Source organism: Methanobrevibacter sp., assembly GCF_045116495.1.
Lineage (GTDB): Archaea > Methanobacteriota > Methanobacteria > Methanobacteriales > Methanobacteriaceae > Methanocatella.
On sequence record NZ_JBGULU010000019.1, the window covers coordinates 21,999 to 29,304 of the forward strand.

A 7,306-nucleotide genomic window follows, 5' to 3' on the forward strand; every position below is an offset into this window, starting at 1 on the left:
TTTTTTCCTTTAATAATATCAGTCCTTTTTATTCAAATTAATTGTTCTTAATGATTCCAAAACAATGTCTTCTTTTGAAGGGAATTTAGCTTTTCCCTCATCCATACGAGGTTTGATAAAGCTTGCTGAACCTTCCTGTTTGATCTTTTCAATGTTTTCCTTTATTGCATTATACATTGAATCATGCATTGAAGGAACAAAAATTATTGGAGTATCATGCCCATATGCAGTAATTAGAAGAGTTGATATCGGATTGTCTGCAATCTTATATGCAAATTTTGAAATTGTATTTGCAGTTGCCGGGGCAACTAAAATCAAATCTTCCTGAGAGTATTTGACATGCTCAATATTGCCTGTTAATTTAGTGACCACTTCATTGCCGGTTGCAAACTCCATTGAATTTGGATGGATAATCTCGCAAGCGGCTTCACTCATAAAACATTTTACTTCAACATCATTTCTTCTGAATTCACGAGCCAATTTAATAGCTTCACTGGCAGCGACACTACCAGTAACACATAAAATAATCATTTTAACACCTTAAATAAAAAAAAGAATTAATTGATTTGTATATTTGATAATAAGAAATCAAAAACATACAAATTCTTTTCAAAATCTGAAATTGGAGCACTGTACATTATAACATAAGCTTGGCCTCCTTTTTCAAACCAAATTGCTTTATGTTCTTTTTCCGCAGTACCTTTAGTGGATGTATAAACATACTCCAATCCTTCTTTACCATCAATTGAAACTCCGCCTGAAGAAACCAGCTTGAAAGAAGTATCTCTTTGCATCTTATCATAACTGCTATTTACAAATGTTTCAAAGTCATCTCCTTCAATAGGCTTCTTTTCAATGTTGATGTTGATTTGACCGACACCAAGTGCGTCTACTGAATCAATTTTGGAAATTGCCATTACAGAATAATTTGAAGTTGATTGAGAATTACCCCAATCTGAAGGATACTGGATTGTGATACCTCCTTTTGATAGAGTCATTATGGTTACATCTTTATTTTCCTCATCAGCACTTGATACTGCTGCAACAGAAATTAAAAATAATAAAAGTATAAGAATAACAATACTTCCTTTAATAACATTATTTTTCATAAATATCACCTACAAATGGAAGAAATTAACCTCCATCATTAGTACTACTTCCTCCAGAGTCATAGCTTCCACCACCATTATCATTTGATGATGAACCGCCTTGGGAATTATCTGAATATTGATTATTGTCCTGATAATTATTATTCGAATTATATGATGAATCACTATATGAGTTATCCGTAGTTGTCTCTACGCTTTTATCATATGAATCGGAATATGAAGTGTAATTATAATAATTTTTTGTTGTATTGACTTTTACTGTTTCTTGAAATTCAGGGAATGCAGTATCATCTACAACAGCAACAGTTTCACCTTGAGATATAGATCCGAAATCAAAATTAAATATACCATATGCAGTACCTGCTGTAAATGCGATTACCAATATCAGCAAAAGCAGTAATTTGAATGTTCCGCTATCCATTCCAGGCTTTTTATTTTTATTGTAATTTGCATCTGATTTTTTAGGATTTATAATGTATTTTTGAACCAGATCCTGTTCTTGTTTTCTTTTATTTTTGGTAGGTCTCCTACTTCTTTTTTTACGAGTATCAGAAGATGGTTTACCTTGCATAGACCTAATTCTTTTGGTTGCATCTCTTGCATCAATAGAATTTAATTTATCTTCATACTTTGATCTAAAATAACTATATTTTTCAGCAGAAATTTTACCAGATTTATAATCAGATTCCAAACTATTCATTATTCCGATAAGTTTTTCTCTATCATCTGACATATTCCTACCTCCCCGAATTATACATTATAAAATATATATAAACATTAATTTAAAGTTTACTTAAAATTTGGGATATGAACCTAAAATTTTAAAATAATAAGTATGTTCTTGTATTTCCTTTAATATATCGCAAATCACATCTTCATCTTTGTGTCCCTCAAAATCTACAAAAAACAAATATTTGCCTAAACCTTTTTTTGAAGGTCGGGATTCAATTTTGGTTAAGTTAATGTCATTTTTCTGAAAAATTCCTAAAATATTATACAATCCACCCGGTTTATCTTCATAAATAGAAAATATGATTGAAGTTTTATCTGCACCGGTAATTTCATGATCATCTTTAGAAACAACCACAAATCTGGTTGCATTGTTATCCACATCCTGAATATTGGATTTAAGGATTTCCAAACCATATAACTCAACTATTTTTGAGTTTCCAATAGCTGCTTTGGATTTATCACCCATAATATCTTTTGCCGCTCTTGCAGTGCTTATTGCATAATGTGGCTGTATCTTATGTTTCCTTACAAAATCCTGGCACTGTGCCAAGGCCTGAGCGTGAGAATAAACATCTTCAATATCATCCATAGTGCAACCAGGATTTACTATTAAATTTTGATTAATTGGAATAATAATCTCTTTAAATATCTTTAAATCAAATTTATGGGCTAATGAATCTAGAGTAATACCTACAGGTCCTTCTATAGAATTCTCTATTGGAACAACACCTAATGAACATTCTCCATTATCCACACTTTCCAAAACAGCAGGAATGGTGCAATAGGGAATTAATTCTTCTCCAACCAAATTGGCTGCTTCGTGGGTGAAAGTTCCTTTAGGACCTAAAAATGAAATTAATGTAATTTTTAAACCCCCTAAAAAAATAAAAAAAAGAGTATAGTTAAAAAAACTATACCAAATTTAAGATTCTAATTTTTCAATTAGTCTTAAAATATCTGTTTGTGTAATAATACCTATTACATCATCACCTTCAACAACAGGCAAACCATTATAACCGGTTTCCATGATTATTTCAGACACTTCAGTAATAGACATATCTTTTGACACATAAGTTGGATTATGAGACATAATGTCTTCGACTAAAACTTCTTTAATTTGAGATTTTTGATATTTTTCTGGAACTTTTTTTCTAAAGTCAATGAATGCTCTCATTAAATCTTTTGAAGTAATCATTCCAACAAGTTTATCATCATCTAAAACAGGCAATCTTCCAACATTAGATTCAAGCATCAATCTTCTTGCATGAATAAGTCTGTCAGTTGGAGATGCAGAAACCAAATCTTTTGACATTATTTCTTTTACAGTTATTTTATCAAATGCAATTCCGGTTGCAAGTGTAACGAAATCTGCTTTTGAAACAATACCGACCATTTTATCATCATCCATGACTGGAACTGAACCGATACCATTGTCTAACATTAATTTTGCAACTTCTTCTAATTGCATTGATTGTGGAACTGTAAATACATCTTTAACCATTACAGATGAAATATGAAGTCTTGATGCAGGCATGCTTTCATATTTTGAAGAACCAAGCTTGTTAGCTATGTCCCGCTCTGAAATAATACCAACTAATTCTTTGTTATTAGTTACTGGCAAACGTGAAACATTGTGTTTGCGTAACAATTTTAAAGCATCAGGAAGATTTTGATCTTTGTCTACAGTGATTAAATCCTCAGACATCAAATTCTTAATTTGCATATTATCATCTCCTATATTTATCAGTCTAATATCTTTTTACTGCATTTAAAATGTCTCTTTCAGTGATAATTCCTACCATTTTGTCATTTTTAACAACAGGCACTCCACCAATATTCTTTTCTGAGAAAAGTTCACATAACTCTCCAATAGTCATGTTTGGTTCTACAGTTACTGGCTCTTTAACCATAATATCTGAAATAACTGTCTTTAAAACATCGGTTGCTAAATTAGAATTTAAATTATCGAATAATTCTTTAGCATTTAAGTATCTTATAACGTCAGTGGAAGTTAGGATACCTAATAATTTTTTAGCTGCTTTGGAAATGTCTGCTTCACCACCAACAACAGGAATTCTTCTTAAACCATTTCTTACCATGATTTTACATGCATCTCCCAATGGTGTTCCAGGAGTAGTATCGAAAACTTTAGGACTCATATAATCCTGTACGGTATCTTTGCCCGCCATGCCTGCTAAAGATAAAGCAATATCCCTTTCAGTTACAATACCTGCAAGTTTTCCATCAGCATCAACAAGAGGAATAGCACCTAATTGATGTTCCAACATGGTTTCAATAGTTTCGCCAATAGATGCTTTATTAGACAAAGTAATTAAATCACGAGTCATAATTTCTTTAATTGGCTCGTTAATAGCTGCTAAGAAGTTGTCCTGGTATTTTTTTTCAATAATGTTGAATTTTTTTCCTCCACCAAAGAAATCTAATATATCCATTACTGTTACAATACCTAATAACTTACCAGAACCTGGGTCTGTGATTGGCAATCTTCTAAATTCATGTTCCATCATTACTTTTGCAGTATCTTTAATCGGTTTAGTAGGAGGAATAGAAATTACATCTCTGCTTGCAATAGCCATTATGTCTCCTTCTTTATCGTGAACTTTTGTTTCACGTTCAACTGCGCCTGTGTTTGATTTTCTGTTAATGGATGTTTTATTTTTCATTTACACACCTCAATTTACAATTGCACTTCAAAAACTCAATAAAATCAATATATTAAAAACAAAATTCACTCAATGTCCAAAATCTTATGGATTTGAGGAATGGTGGAAACTTCAAAATATTGCCCAACAATCTCGGAAAACTCAAATAATTTAAAATTAAGATCCTTCCATTCTGATAATGGACTAGAAGGTTGGATAATTATTTTAAGGTTGCTTTTGTTTGAAATATTTTGCGATAATTTTTCAACTACCCCTTTAAATGACTTTATTTTTGTTGAAGGCAATATAACTACTTTACAATATACATTTATACACTTTGCCATTAATAAATTTAGTGATTTAATCTCGTTTAGAAAAATGCTTTCATCAAATTCACCATCAAAATGCTCTGGCAATTTGATATCCAATGAAACAATATCCAAACAATCAATTGAATCAATATTTTCCGGCAAAGTACCATTTGTTTCTAGCATTATTTTTAAATCGAAGTTTTTTGAAACTTCAGAAATAAAGTCAGGATATAAGCTAGGTTCACCTCCAGTAAATGATATGGTTTTACAATCAGGAGTTAATAAATTATTTATTTCATCAGTAACTTGCTGAGGTGTCATTAACTTGCCTGATTTACTGGATTTACTATCATTGGTGTCACAATAATTACAATTTAGATTGCATCCTGCAAATCTAACAAATATTTGCCTTTCGCCTATCAACAATCCTTCACCCTGAAAAGATGAAAAGATTTCAATAATCGGAGCTTTCATCATAACTCTTTCCTGTATTCAGCACCTTGACCAATACCTTCATTGACACAAACGGCAACATATTTTAAATTATCATATGTTTCAGAAAGTTTTTTTGCCAATGTTTCTGCGAAAAATTTAGATAGCTCTTCAGCAGAAGTATATGGAAGAGGTAAAAATACACAGTCAACTGCAGGAATAGTATATCCTTTACCGTCGATTTTAAAGTAAACTGATTTTTGCTCTTTCAAATCAAAAATAGAATCTTTTTCTTTATCAAAATCCTTAAAATCGATTAATTTGTTATAAACCGGTATTAACAATCTGTGGTCCAGTTCGTCACAAATTGCTTTGGTATAACCTTTAACATCTTTAAAATCAACTACAAATTCAAATTCACCAGCTCTTTCCCCTTCAATTTCAACATCTACAAAATAGGAATGTCCATGAATAAATCCACATGATTCATGACCTGGAATAACATGAGCTGAGGAAAATCTTAAATTAGATTGAATACCGTTTACTAAAATTTTCATCCTAACACCTTAGTTTTACTTATATCATTTTCAATTGTTTCCAATTCGTTTATGAATCTTTTTACAGTTTCATTAATCAATTCAAATAAATTATCATCAGTGAATATTTGTTTATCATTAACCCTAATATCATACAGCCCTATGGTTTCAACATCACTTGGAGTTCCCTTATCTTCAAGATTAAGTGCAAAATGTATTTTTGCAGAGCTTAAAGAGATGCTGGCAATTGAAATAGATAACTTTCTGTCATCCACAAAGATGTCATCACCTTCCCTTTTGGTTTGAACTCCGTATTCTGTTAATATTTCTCTAAAAATCATTACCAAAAGTCTTTGCCTTAAATAAGCAATCCTCATGTTTGGAGGTTGCTGGTCAAAAAATTCACAAATAAAATTTACCATATAATTTGATTTGATTTCAAGCCCAACATCTGCAAAATCCTTTAAGTTATCCGGAGTGATATTAACCGGACCAATCCAAGTTATGATTGATGATCCATAAATTCCAAATTCTTGAAAAGCCCATGACGGATTAATTTGACTTCCATCATATTCAAAAATTTCATCAACATGTTTATGAGTAATAATCATGATAAAAACCTAAAATAATTAAATTACCTATTAATATTTAGTTAAAGGTATTAAAAAAAGTATCGTTTGGAGGTTTTCCAAAATTAATTTTTTGATTTTTATTTAAAAAATTTTTGACATATTTTTAAATCAGATATGACTCTCAGTCAAAAATAAATTTTACATAAAAAAAGAAAGTTATAGTGAGAAGTTAATCCCACTATTTGATTGTTAAAGTTACAGTTTTACTTGCAGCTTTGTATGTTATGTCACCTGCATAACTGATTTTAGCCTTATATTTGGCCTTTTTATTTAAATTGGTTATTTTAAAGGTGACTTGTCCTTTGGAGTTGGTTTTTCCAGAGAATTTTTTACCGTTTACCTGTAGGGTAACTTTCTTACCGGATTTAAGATGTGCTTTTCCATCTGCAGAAGATCCTACAATAGTTTTGAGTGTTACGGCGTATTTTTTGGTTTTTACACTTGCTTTGTATGTTTTTGCGCTTGCTTTGATTGTGATTGGTTTTTTATCCAAATCAACGCATACAACCGCAAATGTACTGTTATATTTATCGTTTCCACCAAATACACAATTAATACCTAAACTTAATCTACAGATTCACCACATCATAAACTAAACTCGCGAACATTAGTAAAATTTTAATTAATTAAAATTAAAAATTAAAACTAGGAGTAAAAAATATGAAGCAAGTAAGAACAAGAGACTTTATCTACACAAGCGACGATTTGTATTTTGCATCAACAAATTACATTCACCCTGAAAACAGAGTAATTTCCTTTTTAAGATATGTGCCTGATCCTGAAGGAGACCGTGAAAAAAACGGCAAACGTTATAGAAAAGTAGGATCCGAAGAAGCATACTCATATTTACGTGAAAATTATCCTGATTATCTGTATTTTTCAGAAGTTACC

Annotated in this window: 10 protein-coding genes and 1 pseudogene; 1 reads left to right on the forward strand and 10 read right to left on the reverse strand. The window is 31.0% G+C overall.

Going from position 1 to position 7,306, the window contains the following annotated elements:
- Positions 1–18: 18 nt before the first annotated feature.
- The 10 genes from ACJMLH_RS00785 to ACJMLH_RS00830 all read right to left on the reverse strand — a co-directional run bounded on the left by ACJMLH_RS00785 (position 19) and on the right by ACJMLH_RS00830 (position 6,908).
- Positions 19–531, reverse strand: coding sequence for a flavoprotein (locus tag ACJMLH_RS00785; protein ID WP_405274054.1), 513 nt, complete (start codon positions 529–531; stop codon positions 19–21).
- Between the two features lie 26 nt (positions 532–557).
- Entirely contained in the window at positions 558–1,109 is a 552-nt protein-coding gene (locus tag ACJMLH_RS00790; protein ID WP_405274055.1) for a PsbP-related protein, read from the reverse strand.
- Between the two features lie 25 nt (positions 1,110–1,134).
- On the reverse strand, positions 1,135–1,842 hold the full coding sequence (locus ACJMLH_RS00795; protein ID WP_405274056.1) for an endoglucanase: 708 nt from the start codon (positions 1,840–1,842) through the stop codon (positions 1,135–1,137).
- Between the two features lie 60 nt (positions 1,843–1,902).
- Positions 1,903–2,706: a prephenate dehydratase gene (gene pheA, locus ACJMLH_RS00800; protein WP_405274064.1), complete on the reverse strand. Its 804-nt coding sequence runs from the start codon at positions 2,704–2,706 to the stop codon at positions 1,903–1,905.
- A gap of 57 nt (positions 2,707–2,763) precedes the next feature.
- The gene (locus ACJMLH_RS00805) at positions 2,764–3,564 is read right to left on the reverse strand and encodes a CBS domain-containing protein (RefSeq protein WP_405274057.1); all 801 of its coding nucleotides are present in this window, start codon (positions 3,562–3,564) and stop codon (positions 2,764–2,766) included.
- 25 nt (positions 3,565–3,589) lie between these two features.
- Complete coding sequence (locus tag ACJMLH_RS00810; RefSeq protein ID WP_405274058.1) at positions 3,590–4,525, reverse strand: CBS domain-containing protein; 936 nt, start codon at positions 4,523–4,525, stop codon at positions 3,590–3,592.
- 65 nt (positions 4,526–4,590) lie between these two features.
- Entirely contained in the window at positions 4,591–5,289 is a 699-nt protein-coding gene (locus ACJMLH_RS00815) for a 7-carboxy-7-deazaguanine synthase QueE (RefSeq protein WP_405274059.1), read from the reverse strand.
- Entirely contained in the window at positions 5,289–5,804 is a 516-nt protein-coding gene (locus ACJMLH_RS00820; protein WP_405274060.1) for a 6-pyruvoyl trahydropterin synthase family protein, read from the reverse strand. The genes ACJMLH_RS00815 and ACJMLH_RS00820 overlap by 1 nt, the downstream gene beginning before the upstream one ends.
- Positions 5,801–6,394 (reverse strand): DUF366 family protein, encoded by a 594-nt coding sequence (locus ACJMLH_RS00825; protein ID WP_405274061.1) that lies wholly within the window; start codon positions 6,392–6,394, stop codon positions 5,801–5,803. Before ACJMLH_RS00825 ends, ACJMLH_RS00820 begins: the two co-directional genes overlap by 4 nt.
- A 199-nt stretch (positions 6,395–6,593) precedes the next feature.
- The gene (locus ACJMLH_RS00830; RefSeq protein WP_405274062.1) at positions 6,594–6,908 is read right to left on the reverse strand and encodes a hypothetical protein; all 315 of its coding nucleotides are present in this window, start codon (positions 6,906–6,908) and stop codon (positions 6,594–6,596) included.
- Positions 6,909–7,075: 167 nt separating this feature from the next.
- Between ACJMLH_RS00830 and ACJMLH_RS00835 the strand changes: the two are divergent.
- Positions 7,076–7,306 (forward strand): annotated as a pseudogene (locus tag ACJMLH_RS00835) (DNA polymerase subunit beta); the annotation flags it as partial.

Bases quoted from the DNA above. Each gene is read 5' to 3' on its own strand.
- ACJMLH_RS00810 (WP_405274058.1), bottom strand. From the start codon at position 4,525: ATGAAAAATAAAACATCCATTAACAGAAAATCAAACACAGGCGCAGTT.
- ACJMLH_RS00820 (WP_405274060.1), bottom strand. From the start codon at position 5,804: ATGAAAATTTTAGTAAACGGTATTCAATCTAATTTAAGATTTTCCTCA.
- ACJMLH_RS00795 (WP_405274056.1), bottom strand. From the start codon at position 1,842: ATGTCAGATGATAGAGAAAAACTTATCGGAATAATGAATAGTTTGGAA.
- ACJMLH_RS00790 (WP_405274055.1), bottom strand. From the start codon at position 1,109: ATGAAAAATAATGTTATTAAAGGAAGTATTGTTATTCTTATACTTTTA.
- ACJMLH_RS00815 (WP_405274059.1), bottom strand. From the start codon at position 5,289: ATGAAAGCTCCGATTATTGAAATCTTTTCATCTTTTCAGGGTGAAGGA.
- ACJMLH_RS00805 (WP_405274057.1), bottom strand. From the start codon at position 3,564: ATGCAAATTAAGAATTTGATGTCTGAGGATTTAATCACTGTAGACAAA.
- ACJMLH_RS00785 (WP_405274054.1), bottom strand. From the start codon at position 531: ATGATTATTTTATGTGTTACTGGTAGTGTCGCTGCCAGTGAAGCTATT.
- ACJMLH_RS00825 (WP_405274061.1), bottom strand. From the start codon at position 6,394: ATGATTATTACTCATAAACATGTTGATGAAATTTTTGAATATGATGGA.